A 22332-nucleotide genomic window follows, 5' to 3' on the forward strand; every position below is an offset into this window, starting at 1 on the left:
TAGCGTGGGGGCACCTTTGCACAACGCGGGAGCTCGGAGCACCGGGCTGAGAGGGCGCTGATCACCGTACGCACTAGTAATGCGTAAGGGAAGAGGCTGCGTCGACCGCCGAACCTGTTACCGGGTAATGCCGGCGTAGGGAGATCAGGTCTCATGACCATTCAGGACGCACGCACGCCTGCCGTCAGCCAGAACGCCGACGGCCAGACCGAGCGCCAGCCGGGCTGGCACAAGGGGTACGTGGCGGGCTCCCGCCCCGACATCCGGGTGCCGGTCCGCCAGGTCCACCTCACCAACGGCAAGGACGTCACGCTCTACGACACGTCCGGGCCGTACACCGACCCCCAGATCGAGACCGACGTCCGCCGTGGCCTCGCGCCGCTGCGCGAGAACTGGATCATCGGTCGCGGCGACACCGAGGAGTACGCGGGCCGTCCCGTGCGCCCCGAGGACGACGGGATCAAGCACACCTCGCCGCGCGGCGGGCTCAAGAACCTCGACGCGGTCTTCCCGGGCCGCCCGCGCCAGCCCCGCCGGGGCCGTGGCGGCGCCGCCGTCACGCAGCTCGCGTACGCCCGCCGCGGTGAGATCACCCCGGAGATGGAGTACGTCGCGATCCGCGAGAACGTCTCCCCCGAGGTCGTCCGCGAGGAGATCGCCGCAGGTCGCGCGGTGCTTCCCGCGAACGTGAACCACCCGGAGATCGAGCCGATGATCATCGGCAAGCGGTTCCTGGTGAAGGTCAACGCCAACATCGGCAACTCCGCGGTCACCTCCTCCATCGAGGAGGAGGTCGACAAGATGACCTGGGCGACCAAGTGGGGCGCCGACACGGTCATGGACCTCTCCACCGGCCGCAACATCCACACCACCCGCGAGTGGGTGCTGCGCAACTCCCCCGTCCCGATCGGCACCGTGCCGCTCTACCAGGCGCTGGAGAAGGTCGACGGCAAGGCCGAGGACCTGACCTGGGAGATCTACAAGGACACGGTCATCGAGCAGGCCGAGCAGGGCGTCGACTACATGACGGTCCACGCCGGCGTGCTGCTGCCGTACGTGCCGCTGACCGCCCGCCGCAAGACTGGCATCGTCTCGCGCGGCGGCTCGATCATGGCCGCGTGGTGCCTGGCGCACCACAAGGAGAACTTCCTCTACACGAACTTCGAGGAGCTCTGCGAGATCCTCGCGACGTACGACGTCACGTACTCGCTGGGTGACGGCCTGCGCCCCGGCTCCATCGCGGACGCCAACGACGCGGCGCAGTTCGCTGAGCTGAAGACGCTGGGCGAGCTGAACACGATCGCCAAGCGCCACAACGTCCAGACCATGATCGAGGGCCCGGGCCACGTCCCGATGCACAAGATCAAGGAGAACATCGACCTCCAGCAGGAGATCTGCGAGGAGGCGCCGTTCTACACGCTCGGCCCGCTGACCACGGACGTCGCGCCCGCGTACGACCACATCACCTCGGGCATCGGCGCCGCGATGATCGCCTGGTGGGGCACCGCGATGCTCTGCTACGTCACGCCCAAGGAGCACCTGGGCCTGCCCAACCGGGACGACGTCAAGACCGGCGTCATCACGTACAAGATCGCGGCACACGCCGCCGACCTGGCCAAGGGGCACCCCGGCGCCCAGGAGTGGGACGACGCGCTGTCGGACGCGCGGTTCGAGTTCCGCTGGGAGGACCAGTTCAACCTGGCCCTCGACCCGGACACGGCCCGTGAGTTCCACGACGAGACCCTTCCCGCCGAGCCGGCCAAGACCGCGCACTTCTGCTCCATGTGCGGTCCGAAGTTCTGCTCGATGAAGATCTCGCAGGACATCCGCCGCGAGCACGGCGGTGACCTGAAGGCGGAGGAGATCCAGGCGGGCATGGCGGAGAAGTCCGCCGAGTTCGCGGCCTCCGGCAACCGCGTCTACCTGCCGCTGGCCGACTGACGCACGGCCTCCCGCGCACGGGCCGGCCCGCGACACCGAGGGGGGAGTCGCGGGCCCGTCCGCTGTGCGGGACGGCGTGCGGGTCGTGCCCGGCGGTCGGGGGAGCGCCGCCGGACCTCAGTCCGGCCGGTGGTCCGGGCCGCCGAAGTCCGGGCTCGTGAAGTCCGGCGGGGTATAGCCGGGCCGGGGCCCCTCTGACGAGGACCCCGGGCTGGTGAAATCAGGCGCGGTGTAGCCCAGATGCGGCATCCGGCCCCCGCGTCCGCGCGGAGGCGGCAGGGCCGGGCCGGTGTTCGGCTCGGCCAGGGCGTCCCGCAGGAACGGCATGATCCCGCGCTCCAGCAGGGCGCGCCGCCAGGCCTCCCGGGCCTGCGCGACGTCGTCGGGTATCGCCTCGTACTCGTCCGCGGCCACCTCGGTCGCGCTGTTGCGTACGGCCGTCACCAGCAGCCCCACCACCGCGCAGAGCAGGGCGGCCGCGGTGAGTCCGCCGAAGAGCCAGCCCGCCGTCAGCATGGTGTCGGCGAAGGCCGGTTCGGGCTCGATCATCTTCAGGATGTAGCCCACCAGCAGGAAGATCAGCATGGCGGTGCCCGCCAGGACGGGCGCGAGGACCGCGACCACGGCGCTGACACCGGCGCCGGCGCTGCCCTGACCGCCGTCGCCCTCCTCGACCCCGGCTGCGGGTGTGGACAGGACCTCGTCGCGCCGCTCCTCGCGGAGCTTCACGTAGCGGTCGTACTCGGCGGCGGCCGCGGCCGTCAGCAGGGCGCTGGCGCCCAGGGCCATGGTGCGCAGTTGTTCGGTGTTCAGTCGTTCGCCGAGGGCGGCGAGTTCCGGCCGCTCGTGTGCGGTGCGCAGCGCCTCGTCGAGGAGCCGGTCGAACTCGGGTCGGTCTTCGGTCAGCAGGTGCGGAGCGCTGGTCATGTGCATCCCCCGATGCTCCGTACAAGCCGGTTTGCCCGCGTAGACCCGGGCGCCGGCACAAACGGAGGAGAGCCTGCTACGGATAGAGCGATGGTAGAGCGCCCACACCGCAGGTTGACAGGGGCTTTGCGGAAATACCCCCCTGGTGACAATCCTCAGTCGTTCAAGGGAAGTTGCACGACGAGCAGCTTGCCCGCCATCGTGACCCCGCCGTCCATCGCGATGGCGAGTCCGTCCGCGTACACGTGGGGGCCGTCCACGGCCTCCGGCCCGCGGGCCTCGTCGCCGTCCTCGGTGCCCACCTCGCCGAGCAGGTACGGGATGGGGCTGTGGCCGTGCACGACGCGGCTGCCGCCGTAGGTGCCGAGCAGTTCGCGTACGGCCTGCGGGCCGGTCTCCTCGTCGCGGAAGGCGAACCGCTTGGTGAACTTGCGGAAGAGGTCCCAGGTGATGTCGGCGTCGTTGCGGTTGAGCAGCTCGTGGATGGTGTCGTTGACGTCCTCGATGGAGTCGCCGTAGTCGAGGTAGGCCGTGGTGTCGGAGTGGAGCAGCAGGTGGCCCTCCTCCAGGACGGCCGCGTCCAGGCGCGACATCCACTGGAGGTGGACGTCCTGGAGCCGCTCCATGTCGGTGCGCTGGCCGCCGTTGAGGAGCCAGGCGGCCTGGAAGGTGGCGGTCCCGGCGCCGGAGGAGACGGGCGTGTCGCCGAAGCGCTTGGCGCCGATGAGGAGCAGCTCGTGGTTGCCCATGAGCGCCTTGCAGTAGCCGCCTGCGGCCGCTGCCTCGGCGGACAGCCGCATGACGAGGTCGATCACGCCGATGCCGTCGGGGCCGCGGTCGGTGAAGTCGCCGAGGAACCAGAGGCGGGCGTTGCCGGCGGACCAGCGGCGCTCCGCGTCGATCAGGCCCTGGGCGTGGAGTTCGGTGACGAGTTCGTCGAGGTATCCGTGGACGTCGCCGACGACGTAGAGCGGGCCGGGGCCGCCCACCGCCGGGTCCTGGGGGACGTACTGGACCTGGACGGTGTCGCCGGGGCCGCCGGGGGCGACGCGGCCGATGACGGGCAGGTCGCGCTGGGTCGGGGTGTAGCCGTCGAGGTCGTCTTCGGGCGCGACGGGAGCGGGGCTCGGGGCGGCACCGGGCTCGGCGGGCGGCGCAGTGCTCGCCTGGGGCGCGTAGCCGGGCTGCGGGGGCACGGCCGGCGCCCCCTCGTCGTAGTACGCCGGGTACTCGCCGTACACGGGGGCCTCACCGGGATGCCCGGTGGATACGGAGTACGGGGCGGGTTCGGTGACCGGAACCCGGAAGTCCCGCAGCGTGTCCGTCCGCATCGCGGGTCCCTGACCGGCCCCCTGAGTCATCGACCCCTCCACCACCTCGCGCTGCCGTACACCTGCGGACCCTCCTGACCTCCGGGGAGGACGGTCCGTGATGTCGTGCGCCCATCATAGGAATGCGGCTCGCGCTCTGTGACGCACCAGGGGTGTTGAATCCTTTCCGGATCCGATTGTTCCTGCCGATTCATCCCGATATCGGTGCTGCTGAAATCCTCGGCGGGGCCGATGGCCCCGCCGGTGGGCCGGTGTGGCGGGTCAGTCCTGGGCCGGGGAGCGGGGCGGACTGACGGTCGTACGGGGCTGCCTGCGCTGTGAGGAGGTGCGGATGATGAGTTCGGTCGGGACGACCTGTTCGACGGGGCGCCCGGTGTCCACGCCCTCGATCGCGTCGATGAGCAGCTGTACGACGGCGGTCCCGATGCGGCGGGGTTTGAGGGAGAGCGTGGTGATGGGCGGTTCGGTGTTGGCGTACACGGTGGACTCGCTGCAGCACACGAGCAGCAGGTCCTCCGGGACGCGCAGGCCGTAGCGCCGGGCGGCGGCGAGCAGGTCGGTGCCGTTGGGGTCGAAGAGCCCGTAGACGGCGTCGGGCCGGTCGGGGCGGGCGAGGAGCCGGTCGGCGGCGACGGCGCCGGCGCAGGGGTCGTGGGCGGGGTAGGACTCGTAGACGGGGTCCTGGCCGACGCGCTCGCACCAGTTGAGGTAGGCGGTGGTGGAGAGCCGGGTGTAGGTGTCGGTGGTGGTGCCGGTCAGCAGCCCGATCCGGCGGGCGCCGGCGGCCGCGAGGTGGTCGAGGAGGCCCAGTACGGCGGCCTCGTGGTCGTTGTCGACCCATGCGGTGACGGGGAGGGAGCCTGCCGGGCGGCCGTCGGAGACGACGGGCAGACCCTGGCGGACGAGTTCGGTGACGACGGGGTCGTGGTCGGAGGGGTCGATGACGACGGTGCCGTCGAGGGCGACGTTCGACCACACGTCGTGTCGGGAGGTGGCTGGGAGGATGACGAGGGCGTAGCCGCGGGCGAGCGCGGCGGAGGTGGCGGCCCTGGCCATCTCGGCGAAGTAGGCGAATTCGGTGAAGGTGAAAGGTTCATCCCCGTACGTCGTCACGGTCAGGCCGATGAGGCCCGACTTGCCGGTACGGAGGGTGCGGGCGGCGGCGGACGGGCGGTATCCCAGCCGGTCGGCGACCTCGCGAACGTGGCGGCGGGTGGCGTCGGGCAGCCGTCCCTTGCCATTGAGCGCGTCGGAGACGGTTGTGATGGAGACGCCCGCCGCGGCGGCCACGTCCCTGATGCCGGCCCGGCCCTGTCGGCCGGCGGCCCGCCGGGTGGTCTCGGTCCGGCTCACCTGATGCTTCCCTGCTGCTGTCATGGCGAGCCGATAGTAGGGCTCGGTGGGGTGGGTGGTCCGTGTGCATATGCACGCGTTGACAGGCACGATTCTGCTTGGTTCGCCACCCCCAATGACCTTGGAATCAAAGGAATTTGATCCTTTGGGGCTATCGGTGGGCTTGTCGGCGGGTACGGGCATGCCAAACCGGTCTGGCCTCGGACCGGTCTCAACTCACCTGCACGAGGGATGCGCGCCACGGCGCAGGCCACCGGCGCGCGCATATATGCGCGCGCTCCCCCTCATTCCAGGCGCCCCCATTCTCGGGAGGGCGGAATCCTCATAAGGTGAGCAGTATTGAGTCGACGGCGACGTCGGACGGGACGGTCGAGGAGGACCTGCGGTGAGCGAGAAGAGCCCGAAGCTGCGCGCCGAGCTGGACGGCATTCCGACATACAAGCCCGGCAAGCCGGCGGCCGCGGGCGGGCCCGTCGCGTACAAGCTGTCCTCGAACGAGAACCCGTACCCGCCGCTCCCGGGGGTGCTGGAGACCGCGGTCTCGGCAGCCGGGTCGTTCAACCGCTACCCCGACATGGCCTGCACCGGTCTCGTGAGCGAGCTCGCGGAGCGCTTCGGGGTGCCGGTCGAGCACATCGCCACGGGCACCGGCTCGGTGGGCGTGGCGCAGTCGCTGATCCAGTCGACGGCCGGCCCGGGCGACGAGGTCATGTACGCCTGGCGCTCCTTCGAGGCGTACCCGATCATCACGCAGATCTCGGGTGCGACCTCCGTGCAGGTCCCGCTCACCGAGGGCGACGTGCACGACCTGGACGCCATGGCCGAGGCGATCACCGACCGGACCCGGCTGATCTTCGTCTGCAACCCCAACAACCCCACCGGCACCGCCGTGCGCCGCGCCGAGCTGGAGCGGTTCCTGGACCGGGTGCCCTCGGACGTCCTGGTGGTGCTGGACGAGGCGTACCGCGAGTTCGTGCGCGACACGGACGTACCGGACGGCATCGAGATCTACCGCAACCGCCCGAACGTCGCGGTGCTGCGTACGTTCTCCAAGGCGTACGGGCTGGCCGGCCTGCGCGTCGGCTTCGCGGTGGCGCACGAGCCGGTGGCGGCGGCGCTGCGCAAGACGGCGGTGCCCTTCGGCGTCAGCCAGCTGGCCCAGGACGCGGCGGTGGCCTCGCTGCGCGCCGAGGACGAGCTGATGGGGCGGGTCGGCGCGCTGGTGGGCGAGCGTGCGCGAGTCCACGGCACGCTGCTGGCGCAGGGCTGGACGGTCCCGGACACGCAGGCGAACTTCGTGTGGATGCGGCTGGGGGAGCGGACCGCCGACTTCGCGGCGGCCTGCGAGAAGGCCGGTGTGGTGGTCCGGCCCTTCGCGGGCGAGGGCCTGCGGGTCACGATCGGTGAGACCGAGGCGAACGACCTCTTCCTGCACACGGCGGAGGCCTTCTTCAAGGAGCTGTAGCTCCCGCGGGGTCCCGCGTGGTTACGCGAGTTCCACGCGGATGGGGTCGCCGTCGCGGACGGTGGCCAGCAGGCGGGGGTCGCCGTCGAACGAGCCGAGCACGTTGCACGGGCTCGCCAGGCGGCTCTCGCCTCCGCGCGAGATGGGCGTGGGGCCGTAGGGCAGCGCGAGCGCGTCGCCCTCGGTCCAGAACGCGACCGTGCCGGGGTCCACGACCTGCTGTGCGTCGTGCTCCAGGGCCACGGACACGCCGGTGTCGAAGTAGACCTCCTCGCCCCAGGTGTTCGCGCTGGCGGAGATCGGGAGCGCCTCGGCCAGGGCCTTGGCGGTCGGAGTCTCGTCGAGGGTGGCTGTGAGCTGGCCGGCGGGCCAGGAGATTCGAATCTTCATGGGCCATATTCAACAATCTGTTGAAATTCTTGGCTAGAGGGGACCCCGCCTGAAGGGTCCGAAAACGAGTGCGCCATAATGCTTGTGAATGTGAACGCGTTCACAAGCGTGTCCTGCTTCCTCCCGGTATGGAGGGAACCCGCCAGGCAGACTGCCCGCTGTGACCACGGCGACGACAAGGAGAAGACGACGTGGACCTAGCTTTGGCGCCTGAGACATTGGCGCGCTGGCAGTTCGGCATTACCACCGTCTACCACTTCCTCTTCGTTCCCCTGACGATCTCGCTCGCGGCGCTCACCGCCGGCCTGCAGACCGCGTGGGTGCGGACCGAGAAGGAGAAGTACCTCAGGGCCACGAAGTTCTGGGGAAAGCTTTTCTTGATCAATATCGCGATGGGTGTCGTCACCGGCATCGTCCAGGAGTTCCAGTTCGGCATGAACTGGTCCGACTACTCGCGGTTCGTCGGTGACATCTTCGGAGCCCCGCTGGCCTTCGAAGCGCTGATCGCCTTCTTCTTCGAGTCGACCTTCATCGGTCTGTGGATCTTCGGGTGGGACAAGCTCCCGAAGAAGATCCACCTCGCCTGCATCTGGATGGTCTCCCTCGGCACCATCCTGTCCGCCTACTTCATCCTGGCGGCCAATTCCTGGATGCAGCACCCGGTCGGCTACCGCATCAACGAGGAGCGCGGCCGGGCCGAGCTCACCGACTTCTGGCACGTGCTCACCCAGAACACCGCGCTGACCCAGTTCTTCCACACGATCACGGCCGCGTTCCTGGTCGGCGGCGCCTTCATGGTCGGCATCGCCGCCTTCCACCTGGCGCGCAAGAAGCACGTCCCGGTGATGCGCAGCTCGCTGCGGCTCGGCCTGATCGTCATGATCATCGCGGGGATGGGTACCGCCATCAGCGGTGACCTGCTCGGCAAGGTGATGTTCAAGCAGCAGCCCATGAAGATGGCCGCCGCCGAGGCCCTCTGGGACGGCGAGGCGCCGGCTCCGTTCTCCGTCTTCGCCTACGGCGACGTGGAGAAGGGTCACAACAAGGTCGCCATAGAGATCCCGGGACTGCTGTCCTTCCTGGCCAACGACGACTTCACCTCGTTCGTCCCGGGCATCAACGACGTCAACAAGGCCGAGCAGGAGAAGTTCGGGCCCGGCGACTACCGGCCCAACATCCCGGTCGCCTACTGGGGCTTCCGCTGGATGATCGGCTTCGGCATGGCCTCGCTCGGCGTCGGCGTCCTGGGGCTCTGGCTGACCCGCAAGAAGTTCATGCTGCCGCCGGGGCTGCGGACCTCGGAAGACGAGGTACCGAACCTGGTCCTCTTCAAGAAGGCGCTCAGCCCCAGGTTCGGACAGCTGTACTGGATCGTCGCCCTGTGGACGATGGGCTTCCCGCTCATCGCCAACTCCTGGGGCTGGATCTTCACCGAGATGGGCCGCCAGCCGTGGGTGGTCTACGGAGTCCTGCGCACCCGGGACGCGGTCTCCCCGAACGTCTCCCAGGGCGAGGTCCTCACCTCGATGATCGGCTTCACGCTGCTCTACGCCGTGCTCGCCGTGATCGAGGTCAAGCTCCTCGTCAAGTACGTCAAGGCCGGTCCGCCCGAGCTCACCGAGGCCGACCTCAACCCGCCGACCAAGATCGGCGGGGACGACAGGAACCCCGACCGGCCGATGGCCTTCTCGTACTGAGGCTGAGCAGACCACACCATGGAACTTCACGACGTCTGGTTCGTACTCATCGCCGTCCTGTGGATCGGCTACTTCTTCCTGGAGGGCTTCGACTTCGGAGTCGGCGTACTGACCAAGCTGCTCGCCCGCGACCGGACCGAGAAGCGGGTCCTGATCAACACGATCGGGCCCGTGTGGGACGGCAACGAGGTCTGGCTGCTGACCGCGGGCGGGGCGACCTTCGCCGCCTTCCCCGAGTGGTACGCCACCCTCTTCTCCGGCTTCTACCTGCCGCTGCTCCTCATCCTGGTCTGCCTGATCATCCGCGGTGTCGCCTTCGAGTACCGGCACAAGCGAGAAGAGGACTCCTGGCAGACCAACTGGGAACACGCGATCTTCTGGACCTCGCTGATCCCGGCGTTCCTCTGGGGCGTGGCCTTCGCCAACATCGTGCGCGGTGTGAAGATCGACCAGAACAAGGAGTACGTCGGCACCCTCTTCGACCTGCTCAACGTCTACTCGATCCTCGGCGGCCTGGTCACCCTCACCCTGTTCACCTTCCACGGCGCGGTCTTCACCTCGCTCAAGACGGTCGGTGACATCAGGGACCGCTCGCGCAAGCTCGCCGTGCAGCTGGGCGCGGCCACCGCCGTACTGGCCCTGGTCTTCCTGACCTGGACCCAGTTCACGCGCGGCGACGCCAAGAGCCTGGTCGCGATGGCCATCGCGGTGCTCGCGCTGGTGGGGGCACTCGGGTGCATCCGGGCGGGCCGCGAGGGCTGGTCGTTCGCCCTGTCCGGGGTCACCATCGCGGCGGCCGTCGCGATGCTCTTCCTGACGCTGTTCCCGAACGTCATGCCCTCCTCGCTGGACGACGCGTGGAACCTCACCGTCACCAACGCCTCGTCCAGCCCGTACACCCTGAAGATCATGACCTGGTGTGCGGCGGTGGCCACCCCGCTCGTCCTGCTCTACCAGGGCTGGACCTACTGGGTGTTCCGCAAGCGCATCGGCACGCAGCACATCGTTGACGCGCACTGATGCCTGACCGTTCGGCCGGACCCTGCCCTGGGGGATGTTTCACGTGAAACCGATCGACCCGCGCCTGCTCGGGTACGCCCGCTCCACCCGCCTCTTCCTGGGCGCGGTGGTGGCCCTGGGTCTTGCCGGGGCGGGGCTGGTCGTCGGTCAGGCGATGCTGATCGCCGAGATCGTGGTCGGCGCCTTCGAGGAGGGGCTGGACGGCGAAGCGCTCCGGACGCCACTGCTGCTGCTCGCGGCAGTGGCGCTCGGGCGCGGCCTGCTGGCCTGGCTGACGGAACTGGCCGCCCACCGGGCCGGCGCGGCGGTCAAGTCGGAGCTGCGCGGCCGGCTCCTGGAGCGGGCCGCTGACCTGGGGCCGGGCTGGCTGACCGGGCAGCGCACGGGGTCGCTGGTGGCTCTGGCCACCCGGGGCGTGGACGCGCTCGACGACTACTTCTCCCGCTACCTGCCCCAGCTGGGCCTCGCGGTGGTCGTCCCCGTGGCGGTGCTCGCACGGATCGTCACCGAGGACTGGCTCTCGGCGGCCATCATCGTGGTCACCCTGCCCCTGATCCCCCTGTTCATGGTGCTGATCGGCATGGCCACCCAGACCCGGATGGAACGCCAGTGGCGGCTGCTGTCCCGGCTGTCGGGGCACTTCCTGGACGTGGTGGCCGGGCTTCCGACCCTGAAGGTCTTCGGGCGGGCCAAGGCGCAGGCCGAGTCCATCCGCAAGATCACCGATGACTACCGGCGCGCGACGATGCGGACCCTGCGCATCGCCTTCCTCTCCTCCTTCGCGCTGGAGCTGCTGGCGACGCTGTCGGTGGCGCTGGTGGCGGTGACCATCGGGATGCGGCTGGTCCACGGGGACCTGGACCTCTACACGGGGCTGGTCATCCTGATCCTGGCGCCCGAGGCCTATCTGCCGCTGCGGCAGGTGGGCGCGCAGTACCACGCGGCCGCCGAGGGGCTGGCGGCCGCGGAGGAGATCTTCGACGTACTGGAGACCCCCGTCGTGGACGCGGCCGCCGGGGCGGCTCTGCCCGCCGGCGCTCCCCTGCGGATCGAGATCGGCGGCGCCGCCGTGCGGTACGAGGGCCGGGGCGAGGACTCGCCCGCGCCCGTATCGCTGACCGTTGAGCCGGGGGAGTGCGTGGCCCTCACCGGCCCGAGCGGGGCGGGGAAGTCCACGCTGCTCCAGGTGCTGCTGGGGTTCGTGGCACCGACCGCGGGCCGGGTACGGATCGCGGGCGTGGACCTGGCGGAGCTCTCGGCGGCGCAGTGGCGGGAACGGATCGCGTGGGTGCCGCAGCGGCCGCACCTGTTCGCCGGGACGATCGCCGAGAACGTACGGCTGGCCCGGCCGGACGCCTCCGAGGAGGAGGTGGCCGCGGCGCTGCGGGACGCGGGCGCCGGGGAGTTCGTGTCCGCCCTGCCGCGCGGGGTGGACACCCTCCTGGGCGAGGGCGGCGTGGGACTGTCCGCCGGACAGCGGCAGCGGCTGGCCCTGGCGCGCGCCTTCCTGGCCGACCGGCCCGTCCTGCTGCTGGACGAGCCGACGGCGGCGCTGGACGGCGAGACCGAGGCGGCCGTGGTCGAGGCCGTACGACGCCTCGCGGCGGGTCGCACCGTGCTGCTGGTCGTGCACCGCCCGGCGCTCCTGGCCATCGCCGACCGGGTGGTGGAGGTGCGCCCCGCGGGGCCGGCCCCGAGTCCGTCGCTTCCCGGTTCCGCGGATTCCCGTCGGGGCTCCGCCCCGGACGCCGACGACGTGGCGGGCGTGGAGCGGGCGCCGGCAGCCGAGCGGGACCCGGCCGTGGGGAGGGGGGCTTCGGTTGGGGCTCCGGGTGGGCACCCCCTCGCCCGGGTGCGGGCCGCCGCCAAGGCCTGGCAGGGGCGGTTCAGGCTCGGGCTGTTCCTCGGGGCCCTGGCCGTGGGGTGCAGCGTCGGGCTGATGGCCGTGTCCGGCTGGCTGATCTCGCGGGCGTCCGAACAGCCGCCCGTGCTCTATCTGATGGTGGCCGTCACGGCCACCCGGGCCTTCGGCATGGGGCGGGCCGTCTTCCGCTACGCCGAGCGGCTCGTCTCCCACGACGCCGTGCTGCGGATGCTCGCCGACCTACGGGTCTCCGTGTACCGGCGGCTGGAGCGCATCGCCCCCGCCGGTCTGCGCGAGCACCGGCGCGGGGACCTGCTGGCCCGGCTGGTGGCCGACGCCGACGCGCTCCAGGACTACTGGCTGCGCTGGCTGCTGCCGGTCGGCACCGCGGTGCTCGTCGGCACCGGTTCGGTCGTCTTCACCACCTGGCTGCTGCCCGCCGCCGGAGCCGCGCTCGCCGTCGGCCTGCTCGCCGCCGGTGTCGGCGTGCCGCTGGTCAGCGGCGCGTGCGCGCGGCGGGCCGAGCGCCGACTGGCCCCCGCCCGGGGTGAGCTCGCCACCCGGGTGGCCGATCTGCTCACCGGTACCGCCGAGCTGACGGTCGCCGGCGCCCTGGAGGACCGCAAGCGCCGCACGCGCGAGAGCGACGGCCTGCTGACGGGCATCGCCGCGCGGGGTGCGGCCGCGAGCGGCCTGGGCGGCGGACTGTCCGCCCTGGTGTGCGGGCTGACCGTCGTGGCGGCCGCGGCCGCCGCCGCGAACGCCGTCCACGACGGACGGCTGTCCGGGGTGGCCATGGCGGTCGCGGTCCTGACCCCCCTCGCCGCCTTCGAGGCGGTGGACGGCCTCCCGCTGGCCGTCCAGTACCGCCAGCGGGTGCGCCGCAGTGCCGAACGGGTCTACGAGGTCATCGACGCACCCGCTCCCGTCGTCGAGCCGGAGCGGCCCGCGGCGGCCCCCGCCTCGCCCTTCCCGCTGCGGCTGACCGGCCTCACCGCCCGGCACCCCGGTCAGGAGCGCGACGCGCTGCGCGGCCTGGACCTCACCTTGGAGGCCGGCCGGCGCATCGCGGTCGTCGGCCCCTCGGGTTCCGGCAAGACCACCCTCGCCCAGGTCCTGCTCCGGTTCCTGGACCCGGGCGAAGGCGCCTACACCCTCGGCGGGACGGACGCCCGCACGCTCGACGGCGACCACGTGCGCGCGCTCGTGGGCCTGTGCGCCCAGGACGCCCACCTCTTCGACAGCTCGGTACGGGAGAACCTGCGGCTGGCCAGGACCGGGGCGAGCGAGGAGCAGCTGCGGGAGGCGCTGGCCGCGGCCCGGCTGCTGGAGTGGGCCGACGCACTGCCGGACGGACTCGACACCCTCGTCGGAGAGCACGGCGAGCGGATCTCGGGCGGCCAGCGACAGCGCCTGGCCCTGGCCCGTGCCCTGCTGGCGGACTTCCCCGTCCTGGTCCTGGACGAACCGGCAGAGCACCTGGACCTCGCCACGGCGGACGCGCTGACGGCGGACCTGCTGGCCGCGACCGAAGGCCGCACCACCGTCCTGATCACCCACCGGCTGGCCGGGCTGGAGGCGGTCGACGAGGTGCTGGTGCTGGACCGCGGGGAGGTCGTACAGCGCGGTGCGTACGCCGAGCTGGCGGCCGTCGAGGGCCCCCTGCGCCGGCTGCTGGAGCGGGAAAGGGAAGCGGACGGCCTCGGCGACTCTCTACACGTAACTTTCCCTACTAAAGCGGACTAACTAGTCTCAAGGGCATGTCAGTGCAGGAGTCGCAGGAATCGCCGGATCCGTCATCGCGAACACCGGACCCGCTGGAGGCCGCCACCCAGGCCACCAGGAGTCTGCAAGGTCTGTCCACCGAGCTCACGGCCCGGGTACCGCAGCTGCTGGAGGCCATGAGGTCGGTCGGGACGGGCCTTGAGCTGCACTCCACACTGGACCGCATCTGCGAGACCGCCGCCGAGCTCGCGGACGCCCGCTACGCGGCGATCGGCGTCGTCGACACGGAGGGCCGCGGGCTCTCGGACTTCGTCACCTACGGGATCAGCTCCGAGGTGGCCCGCAGGATCGGGCACCGGCCGGACGGCAAGCGGGGGCTGCTCGGCGCGCTGATCTCGCACCCCGACACCGTGCAGCTCGCCGATCTGACCAAGGACCCGCGCTCGGCCGGGTTCCCGCCGCACCACCCGCCCATGAGGACCTTCCTCGGGGTCCCGATCCGGGTGCAGGGGGAGATCTTCGGCAATCTGTACCTCGCCGAGAAGCACGGCGGCGGCGAGTTCAACGACTACGACGTCCACATGGTCCGGGTGCTGGCCACCGAGGCGGGCATCGCCATCGGCAACGCCCGCCTGTACGAGGCGGCCACCCAGCGCGAGCGCTGGATCGACGGCTCGGTGGCCGTCACCACCGCCCTGCTGTCCGGCGGGGACGCGGACGACGCCCTCGCGGTGGTGGCCGAACAGGCCCGCCACCTGGCCGACTCCGCCGCGGGGATCGTGCTGCTGCCGGCCGAGGAGGGCGGGATGGAGATCGTCGCCGTCTCCGCAGAGAGCGCGGCGACCTCCCTCGGCCTGGTGATCCCCGCCGAAAGCCCGGTCGTGGACAGGCTGCTCAAGGGCGAGGCGGTCTTCGTCGACGACGCGGCCGCGGACCCCCGCATGATCAGCAAGCTCACCAGTCAGTACGGGCCCTGCATGATGCTGCCGCTGCACAGCGGCGGGCGGGTCCTGGGCGCCCTGGTCACCCCCCGGGCCCGCGGCGCGCGACCGTTCAGCGAAGCCGAGCGGACCCTGGCCACGCAGTTCGCCTCCCAGGCGGCGCTCGCCCTGATGATGGCCGAGGCGCAGCGTGACCGGGAGCGGCTCGCCGTGTTCGAGGACCGCGACCGGATCGCCCGTGACCTGCACGACCTGGTCATCCAGCGGCTGTTCGCCACCGGGATGATGCTGGAGGGCGCGCAGCGCCGGTCCGTCGTCCCCGAGGTGCAGGAGGGGGTAGGCAAGGCCGTGGACGAGCTGGACGTGACGATCCAGGAGATCCGCACCGCGATCTTCGCCCTTCAGCAGGGGCCGGCGGAGGCCCCGTCGGGGCTGCGCACCCGGGTGCTGCGGGAGATCAACATGGCGGCCGTGCCGTTGGGTTTCAAGCCTGCGCACCGCTTCCTCGGCCCGATCGACACGGTGGTCGGCGAGCTGGTGGGCAAGAACCTGATCGCCGCGTTGCGGGAGGCCCTGTCCAATGCGTTCCGGCACGCCGACGCGTCGCGGATCGAGGTGGTCCTGGACTCCACCGTCACGCTGGCCGACGGGCGTTCCGGGGTCCGGCTGGAGGTGGCCGACGACGGGGTGGGCATCCCCGAGGACGGACGGCGCAGCGGGCTGCGGAACCTGCGCCGGCGGGCAGAGTCCCTGGGCGGCTCCAGCTGGTACGGACCGGGCCTCGGTGAGGGCGGCGGCGGGACCACCCTGGTGTGGGAGGCTCCGCTCTGAGCCGCCGCCGGTCGTCTACGGGGACCTGTCGGCCTGCCGGCGGGCCAGGCGGTCGGCCACGATGCGCTCGATAACGACGGCGACCCCGTCCTCGTTGTTGGCGGTCGTGCGGCCGGAAGCGGCGGCGATCACATCGGGGTGGGCGTTGCCCATCGCGTAGGAGGTGCCCGCCCAGGTCAGCATCTCCACGTCGTTCGGCATGTCCCCGAAGGCGACGACCTCGGCGGGGGAGATGCCCCGCTCGGCGCAGCACACAGCCAGGGTGCTCGCCTTGGAGACGCCGTGCCCGCTGATCTCCAGCAGGGCGGTCGGGCTGGAGCGGGTGATCGACGCGTACTCGCCGGCAACGGACCGGGCCAGGGCCAGGAACTCGTCCGGGGCCAGCTCGGTGTGGTGCGCGAGCAGCTTGAGCACGGGCGCCGCGCTCTCGTCGGTGTGCTCCACCAGCAGCTTCTCGGCGGTGGCGACATTGGCGCCCGGGTCCTGGAAGAACGGCGGGTACGTCGGCTCGTAGTTGATGCCGGTGGTCAGCTCGACCGCGAAGGACGTGCCCGGTGCCGCGGCCCGCAGGGCATGCACGACGGCCAGCGCGGCGTCTCGCGGAAGGGCCCTGACCTGTACGAACTCCCGCCCGGCGTGCAGGTCGACGACCGCCGCGCCGTTCGCGCAGATCGCCAGGCCGTGGCCGTGGACGTGGTCGCTGACCACGTCCATCCAGCGGGCCGGGCGGCCGGTGACGAAGAAGACCTCGATGCCGGCCTCCTCGGCGGCCGCGAGCGCGGCGACGGTGCGGAGCGAGACGGACTTGTCGTCGCGCAGCAGGGTGCCGTCGAGGTCGGTGGCGATGAGCCGGGGGGTGGGGGTTTGCCCGTCCGGGCACTGGGGAGCCGAGGTCACCGCTCCATCTTCGCCCATGCCCCGCCGGTGGCCGGACCAGGTGCGGGGCGATGTTTCACGTGAAACATCGCCGTTTCACGTGAAACATCGATCGACTGCTGTAGGTCACCGCAGCTGCGCGGGAGCCTCCGTGACGATCTGCTCGAAGACCTTCTGATCGGCGGCGAAGTCGGAATCGGGGACAGGCCAGTGGATGACCATCTCGGTGATGCCCAGTTCCCGGTGGCGGCCGGCGAAGTCGACGAAGGCGTCGAGGGACTCCAGCGGGCGGCCCCGGTCCGGGGTGAAGCCGGTGAGCATGATCTTGTCGAGTTCGGCGACGTCCCGCCCGGTCTCCGAGCACGCCTTGGCGAGCTTCTCGACCTGGCCGCGGATCGCCTCGAGCGACTGCTCCGGCGTTCCCGACTCGTACAGCTTCGGGTCCCCCGTCGTCACCCAGGCCTGGCCGTACTGCGCGGCGAGCTTGAGCCCGCGCGGGCCGGTGGCGGCGACCGCGAAGGGGATGCGCGGGCGCTGGACACAGCCGGGGATGTTGCGGGCCTCGTCGGCCGAGTAGTGGGTGCCGGTGTGGGTCACCGCGTCCTCGGTCAGCAGGCGGTCGAGGAGGGGAAGGAACTCGCCGAAGCGGTCGGCGCGCTCGCGCGGTGTCCACGGCTCCTGGCCGAGGGCGGTGGCGTCGAAGCCGTTGCCGCCGGCGCCGATGCCGAGGGTGAACCGCCCGCGGGACACGTCGTCCAGGGAGATCAGCTCCTTGGCCACGGTCACCGGGTGCCGGAAGTTCGGGGAGGTGACGAGGGTGCCCAGGCGCAGCCGCTCGGTCGCCGTTGCCGCTGCGGTCAGGGTGGGCAGCGCGCCGAACCACGGTCCGTCGCGGAAGGTCCGCCAGGAGAGGTGGTCGTAGGTGTAGGCGGCGTGGAACCCCAGTTCCTCGGCGCGCCGCCACTTCTGGCCGCCCCCCTCGTGCCAGCGGTCGACGGGCAGGATCACTGTGCTCAGACGCAGGCTCATGTCCCCGAGCCTACGTCCGTGAGCCGCGAAGACGTCCGAAAGGCGGCTGCACCGGTTGAACGGTGCAGCCGCCCCCTTGCCGCGGGAGGGGCTTCCGGGCCCCTGGCGGTCAGCGCAGGCCGAGCGAGGCGTACGTGGCGTCGAGCTCGGCCACCTCCAGGCCGGCGGCCTGACGGACGAGGCGGATGGCCCGGTAGATCTGGTTGATGTGCGCGATGTCGTGGCCGATGACCTTGCGGATCATGACCTCCATCGTCTCGCCGCCCTGCTCGCCGTGGCGGCCGGTGCGCTGCCAGTCCTCCGGCGAGAGCGCGGCGAGGAGCGCGACGTTGGAGGCGCGCAGGCCGGTCCAGGCGTCGAGCATCTGACGGAACGGCAGGCGGGGCAGCGGGGCCCACAGCGTCTCGTCGTAGCCCGGGTAGACCGGGTTGTCCTCGGTGGCCACCAGGCGCCAGCGGAAGCCGTACACGATGTCCACGTCGAAGAGGTGGCCGACGATGAAGGCGGCGGGCCACTCGCCCGGCTCCGGGACGGTCTCGGCGAGGTCGGTCGGCAGGTCGGCGAAGAGCTGCGCGGCCCAGACGGGCGTCTTGGCCAGGACGTCGAACGCGTCGCGGTCGGCGGCCACGTCCAGGAGCGCCTGGACGTAGGCCGCGGGGTCCGCGGTGGCCGACGGGATGTCGATGCGGTGCACGTCGGCGTCGGCCAGGGCCGGGGCGGTCTCGGTCGCGGTCTGCGGGGTCATGCAGGGGTCCCTTTCGGTGGTCGTGGGGTGGGGGTCGATAGGTGGGGGTCGGTGGGTCGGGCGGACGGCCGGTCGGTCGGCCGGTCGGGGGAGTGGTACGTCGTTGGTCAGGCGGCTCCGGCGGGCTCGGCCTCGCGAGTCGCAGCCGGCGCGTTCACCTCCGCCCGGTTTCCGGGGTTCGCGCCGAGCACCAGCAGGGCGCCGAGGCCGGCGACGGCCGCGCAGACCACCCAGTGGAGCGGGGCGGAGATGCCGTAGAGCAGGCCGCCGACGGCCGGGCCGAGGGCGCCGCCGAGGGTGTGGGCGATGCCTTCCGCCCCCTGGTAGCGGCCGCGCAGGTGGGCCGGGGAGAACTCGGCCGGGTACGCGTTGGCGATCGGCGTGTAGATGGTCTCGGCGACCGTCCACACCACGACCGTCAGGGCGAGCAGCCAGATGGCGTTGGCGGCTCCGGTGAGGGCCATGCCGATGCCCAGCAGGGCGAGGCCGGCGGCGATGACCCGGCGCGGGTTGCGGCGTTCGGTGTGCTTGGTGAGGGGGAGTTCGATGACCACGCAGAGCAGGGCGTTGAGGCCGAGCAGCAGGCCGTAGACCTTGTTGTCGAAGCCGGCGTCGGTGACGTGCAGGGGCAGGGTCACGGTGGACTGGCCGTAGACGAAGGTCGCGGCGACCATCGAGCCGAGGAAGAGCGCGTAGGGGCGGTCGGCGAGCACCTGGCGGTAACCGCCCTTGGCCCGCTTTTCCTTGACGGTGTCCGCGGCCGGCGGGGCGGTGACCGGTCGGCCGGCCGGGAGCGTCAGCAGCGCGAGCGTGCCGAAGGCGAAGGAGAAGAGCGCGTCGCCGAGGAAGACGTACGTGTACGACATCCCGCTGAGCAGGCCGCCGACGAGCGGGCCGACCGCCATGCCGACGTTGATGGCCAGGCGCAGCACCGCGAAGGACATCACGCGCTGCTGCTCGGGGACCAGGTCCACCAGCAGCGCGCCGGCGGCGGGCCGGTAGAGCTGGGCGAACACGCCCACCAGGCCGACCAGGGCGGTGGTGGTGAACAGCCCGTCGGTCAGCGGCACGAGGGCCGTCGCGGCGCTGCTGCCGAACATCGACACCGCGATGGCGGTGCGGCGGCCGAACCGGTCGGCGACCGTGCCGCCCACGGCGTTGCCGATGAAGGCGCCGACGCCGACGACCCCCAGGGCGATTCCCGCCTGGAACGCGGAGAATCCCTGGGCGACGAGGAACAGCACCAGAAATACATTGAGGAAATTGCCGAATTTGATGAGGAACATTCCGGCGAAGATCACCCAGGCGCTTCTGGGCAGTTCGCGCAATCGCTTGCGCAAGGGTTCCCCGCTGGCCATGGCCGGCTCCTTCTCGGTGGTGGGGGGTGAGGTGGTGGTGACCATGTAACCCGCTGGTCAAGGGGGTGAGAAGGGGAAGGTGCTGGCATGAAGAGGCCCGGCACAATCCTGCCCGGAGGCCGTGGGACAGGCTCTGGGGAAGGCCCTGAGGGACGCGGCGCGCATCATTCGTGCCGGGCACGGTTGTGCCACTGGAAAACCATTCCCGGGCCGGAATTCATGGCGCAGAGTTCTGGGCATGACCGAACACAAGCTTCTCGTCGTCGGCGGCCGGATCCAGACGCTGCGCAAGGCGGCGGCACTCGGAATCGACTTCGTGCTGATCCAGCACAAGGACCAGTTCGTGCCCGAGTCGGCCGAGCTCGCCGAGGCCGTACTGATCGCGGACTACACCGACTGGGACATCACCCGCCCGCTCGTCGAGGCCGCCCACCAGGCGTACGGGTTCACCCGCGTCGTCTCGATCACCGAGCCGGGCCTGGTGCCGGCCGGCCGGATCAGCGACCACCTGGGGCTGGGCAACACCTCCGAGCAGGTCGCCGAACTCCTGCGTGACAAGCACGCGATGCGCCGGCACCTGGCCGCGTCGGACTCCGCCGACGTCCGGGCGCTGTCGGTGGCGGCCGCCGAGGTCGAGGGCGCCGACGCGCTGGTCGCCTTCGGTGCCGAGCACGGATACCCGTTCGTCCTCAAGCCGGTCGACGCCACCGCCAGCCTGGGCGTCGTCCGCATCGACGGGCCGGACCAGGCCGCCGAGGCGTGGGCCGGGGTCGAGGCCCTGCGGGCCCGTACGGACCTCCAGTGGGGTTCCTTCTTCACCATCGGCCGGTTCATCGCCGAGCAGTACATCGCCGGCCCCGAGTACAGCGTCGAGACCTTCTCCTTCGCGGGCCGCCACATCGTGCTCTCGGTGACGGAGAAGCTCACGGGCGGCCAGGACGGCTTCATCGAGCTGGGCCACGCCCTGCCGGCCCGGCTGGCGGCCCAGGACGAGCGGCGCATCGAGGAGACCGTCGCCCGCTTCCTGGACGCGATGGGGCTGACCGACGGAGCCGCCCACACCGAGCTGCGGCTGTCCCCCTCCGGCCCGCAGATCATCGAGAGCCACAACCGCATGGGCGGTGACCGGATCTTCGACCTGCTGGACGCGGCCTTCGGCATCGACCTCGAAGAGTGGATCGTGGCCTGGCAGTTCGGGCTGATCCCGGCGCTGACCGAGCGCCCCGTGGCCCGCCGGTCGGCCGCCACCCGCTTCCTGTCCGCCCAGCCCGGCACCGTCACGGAGATCCAGGGCCGCGACGAGGCGCTGGCCCTGGACGGGGTCATCGACATCGAGACCACGGTCCAGCCGGGCTCAGTCGTCGGCGAGCTGCGCGGCAACTGGGACCGGGTCGGCCAGGTGCTGGTCACCGGCCCGGACACCGAGGCCGCCGTAGCCGTCGCCGAGCGGCTGACCGAGAAGGTCACCGTCGTCACCCGCCCCCACCCCGCTTCCTGAACCGCCGGCACCAACGCCACCGAAGAGGCCCAGTCATGAAGATCCTGCTGATCATGCGGAACACGTACGCGTGGCATCGCGAGCACATCGAGACCCTGGAGCGGATGGGTCTGGAGATCCACCTCGCCACCTCCGTCGCCCAGGCCACCGACGACGGCCGGTTCGCCTCCGTCGTCCCGATCGAGAAGGGGCTGGAGGGCACGGCCCTCGCCGAGTACTGCGCGGCCGAGGCCCGCCGGCTCGGGATCGCCTCGGCGATCACCTTCTACGACAGCGACATCGCCGTCACCTCCCGGGTCAACCAGCTCCTCGGGCACCGGTGGCCGCGCCCCGCCGCCGACGAGATGTCCCGCGACAAGAAGCTCCAGCGGGCCTTCCTCGCGGAGCAGGGCCTGCCGTCCCCCGCCTTCGCCGGCGTCACCGGCGTCGAGGAGGGCCTCGCGGCCGCCGAGTCCTTCACCTACCCCTTCATCGTCAAGCCCAGCGCGCTGGCCGCCAGCATCGGCGTGAGCCTGGTCCAGGACCGCGAGGGCCTGGAGCGGGCGCTCACCGACGTCGCCCGCCTCGCCGAGGAGTGGGGCGGCTACTTCCCGAGCGAGGGCCCGGAGATCGCGCTGCTGGAGGAGTTCCTGCCGGGCAAGGAGGTCACCCTCGACGGCGTGGTCGTCGCGGGCACCTTCCACCTGGTCGGGGTCACCAACAAGATGCAGATGCCCGGCCCGTACTTCGAGGAGGACTTCTACACCCTCCCCTTCCGCACCCCGGCCGAGGAGCCGGAGCTGGTCGCTGTCGCCGAGGGCATCGTCAAGGGCCTGGGCGTCGAGAACTGCCTGTTCAACGCCGAGTTCCGGCAGGACTCCGAGGGCCGCTACCGCGTCGTGGAGTTCGCCACCCGGATGAGCGGCGGCCAGAACTACCGCAACCTGCGCGAGGTCCACGGCATCGACCCGGTCCGTCTGTACGCCAAGGCCGTCCTGGCCGGCGACGACGAGCAGGCCCGCGCCGCGATCCTCGACGGCGAGGTGCCGCGGGCCGCGACCCCGCGCGCCGCGACCTGCATCAAGTTCGCCTACCGCACCGGGACCCTGGTCCGGAACAACCCCGGCGACGCCTTCCACTCGCCGCACTTCCGCTCGTACATCCCCGCCTCGAAGCCGGGCGACCGGCTGCGGCGCGCGCCCGAGGGCTGGTACGAGATCGCCGGCTCGCTCGCGGTGGCCGCCCCCTACCGGTCGGTCGCCGACATCGACCGGGTCGAGCAGATCGCCGCCGAACTGGACGAGCGCCTGGACGTGGTCGTCGTACCCGCCGCCTGATCCCCGTCCCCCTGCCTCTGTACCT

General features: G+C 71.3%; 16 protein-coding genes and 1 riboswitch. Of the genes, 8 read left to right on the forward strand and 8 right to left on the reverse strand.

Annotation, left to right across the window (positions count from 1 at the left end; translation table 11 throughout):
• Positions 1–15 precede the first annotated feature (15 nt).
• Positions 16–159: riboswitch (TPP riboswitch) on the forward strand.
• Positions 154–1941 (forward strand): phosphomethylpyrimidine synthase ThiC, encoded by a 1788-nt coding sequence (thiC, locus tag ACFTXQ_RS03825; protein WP_382635545.1) that lies wholly within the window; start codon positions 154–156, stop codon positions 1939–1941. (Overlaps the previous riboswitch by 6 nt.)
• A gap of 117 nt (positions 1942–2058) precedes the next feature.
• On the opposite strand, the gene ACFTXQ_RS03830 is transcribed toward thiC, so the two are convergent.
• From ACFTXQ_RS03830 to ACFTXQ_RS03840, 3 genes are all read right to left on the reverse strand, one after another.
• On the reverse strand, positions 2059–2874 hold the full coding sequence (locus ACFTXQ_RS03830) for a hypothetical protein (RefSeq protein WP_382635547.1): 816 nt from the start codon (positions 2872–2874) through the stop codon (positions 2059–2061).
• 149 nt (positions 2875–3023) lie between these two features.
• Positions 3024–4244, reverse strand: a complete 1221-nt coding sequence (locus ACFTXQ_RS03835; protein WP_382635549.1) for a metallophosphoesterase — start codon at positions 4242–4244, stop codon at positions 3024–3026.
• 216 nt (positions 4245–4460) lie between these two features.
• The gene (locus tag ACFTXQ_RS03840) at positions 4461–5576 is read right to left on the reverse strand and encodes a LacI family DNA-binding transcriptional regulator (RefSeq protein WP_030028209.1); all 1116 of its coding nucleotides are present in this window, start codon (positions 5574–5576) and stop codon (positions 4461–4463) included.
• Positions 5577–5937: 361 nt separating this feature from the next.
• Between ACFTXQ_RS03840 and hisC the strand changes: the two genes are divergently transcribed.
• Positions 5938–7017, forward strand: a complete 1080-nt coding sequence (gene hisC / locus ACFTXQ_RS03845) for a histidinol-phosphate transaminase (protein WP_382635551.1) — start codon at positions 5938–5940, stop codon at positions 7015–7017.
• A 21-nt stretch (positions 7018–7038) separates the two neighbouring features.
• On the opposite strand, the gene ACFTXQ_RS03850 is transcribed toward hisC, so the two are convergent.
• On the reverse strand, positions 7039–7407 hold the full coding sequence (locus ACFTXQ_RS03850) for a cyclophilin-like fold protein (RefSeq protein ID WP_382635553.1): 369 nt from the start codon (positions 7405–7407) through the stop codon (positions 7039–7041).
• A 191-nt stretch (positions 7408–7598) separates the two neighbouring features.
• Here ACFTXQ_RS03850 and ACFTXQ_RS03855 point away from each other — a divergent pair, with 191 nt between their 5' ends.
• The 4 genes from ACFTXQ_RS03855 to ACFTXQ_RS03870 are packed head-to-tail and all read left to right on the forward strand — an operon-like array spanning position 7599 to position 15485.
• Positions 7599–9104 (forward strand): cytochrome ubiquinol oxidase subunit I, encoded by a 1506-nt coding sequence (locus tag ACFTXQ_RS03855; protein ID WP_382635555.1) that lies wholly within the window; start codon positions 7599–7601, stop codon positions 9102–9104.
• Between the two features lie 18 nt (positions 9105–9122).
• A complete protein-coding gene (gene cydB, locus ACFTXQ_RS03860; RefSeq protein WP_382635557.1) occupies positions 9123–10124 on the forward strand; it encodes a cytochrome d ubiquinol oxidase subunit II in 1002 nt (333 codons plus the stop codon).
• A 43-nt stretch (positions 10125–10167) separates the two neighbouring features.
• Positions 10168–13734, forward strand: coding sequence for a thiol reductant ABC exporter subunit CydD (cydD, locus tag ACFTXQ_RS03865; protein WP_382635559.1), 3567 nt, complete (start codon positions 10168–10170; stop codon positions 13732–13734).
• Positions 13735–13748: 14 nt separating this feature from the next.
• Positions 13749–15485 (forward strand): GAF domain-containing sensor histidine kinase, encoded by a 1737-nt coding sequence (locus ACFTXQ_RS03870; protein ID WP_382635561.1) that lies wholly within the window; start codon positions 13749–13751, stop codon positions 15483–15485.
• A 15-nt stretch (positions 15486–15500) separates the two neighbouring features.
• Here the strand turns inward: ACFTXQ_RS03870 and ACFTXQ_RS03875 are convergent, their stop codons facing one another.
• From ACFTXQ_RS03875 to ACFTXQ_RS03890, 4 genes are all read right to left on the reverse strand, one after another.
• Positions 15501–16400, reverse strand: a complete 900-nt coding sequence (locus tag ACFTXQ_RS03875; RefSeq protein WP_382635563.1) for a Cof-type HAD-IIB family hydrolase — start codon at positions 16398–16400, stop codon at positions 15501–15503.
• Positions 16401–16487: 87 nt separating this feature from the next.
• A complete protein-coding gene (locus ACFTXQ_RS03880) occupies positions 16488–17390 on the reverse strand; it encodes an LLM class flavin-dependent oxidoreductase (protein WP_382635565.1) in 903 nt (300 codons plus the stop codon).
• A gap of 109 nt (positions 17391–17499) precedes the next feature.
• Positions 17500–18135: a DinB family protein gene (locus ACFTXQ_RS03885; RefSeq protein ID WP_382635567.1), complete on the reverse strand. Its 636-nt coding sequence runs from the start codon at positions 18133–18135 to the stop codon at positions 17500–17502.
• Between the two features lie 107 nt (positions 18136–18242).
• Positions 18243–19493: an MDR family MFS transporter gene (locus tag ACFTXQ_RS03890; RefSeq protein ID WP_382635569.1), complete on the reverse strand. Its 1251-nt coding sequence runs from the start codon at positions 19491–19493 to the stop codon at positions 18243–18245.
• Between the two features lie 238 nt (positions 19494–19731).
• Here ACFTXQ_RS03890 and ACFTXQ_RS03895 point away from each other — a divergent pair, with 238 nt between their 5' ends.
• Both ACFTXQ_RS03895 and ACFTXQ_RS03900 read left to right on the forward strand, forming a co-directional pair.
• On the forward strand, positions 19732–20991 hold the full coding sequence (locus ACFTXQ_RS03895; protein WP_382635571.1) for an ATP-grasp domain-containing protein: 1260 nt from the start codon (positions 19732–19734) through the stop codon (positions 20989–20991).
• A 35-nt stretch (positions 20992–21026) separates the two neighbouring features.
• Positions 21027–22307 carry an acetyl-CoA carboxylase biotin carboxylase subunit family protein gene (locus ACFTXQ_RS03900; RefSeq protein WP_382635573.1) on the forward strand — a complete coding sequence of 427 codons (1281 nt, stop codon included), beginning with the start codon at positions 21027–21029 and terminating at the stop codon, positions 22305–22307.
• Positions 22308–22332 lie beyond the last annotated feature (25 nt).

The sequence above is a fragment of the Streptomyces sp. NPDC057010 genome, assembly GCF_042673805.1.
GTDB lineage: Bacteria > Actinomycetota > Actinomycetes > Streptomycetales > Streptomycetaceae > Streptomyces.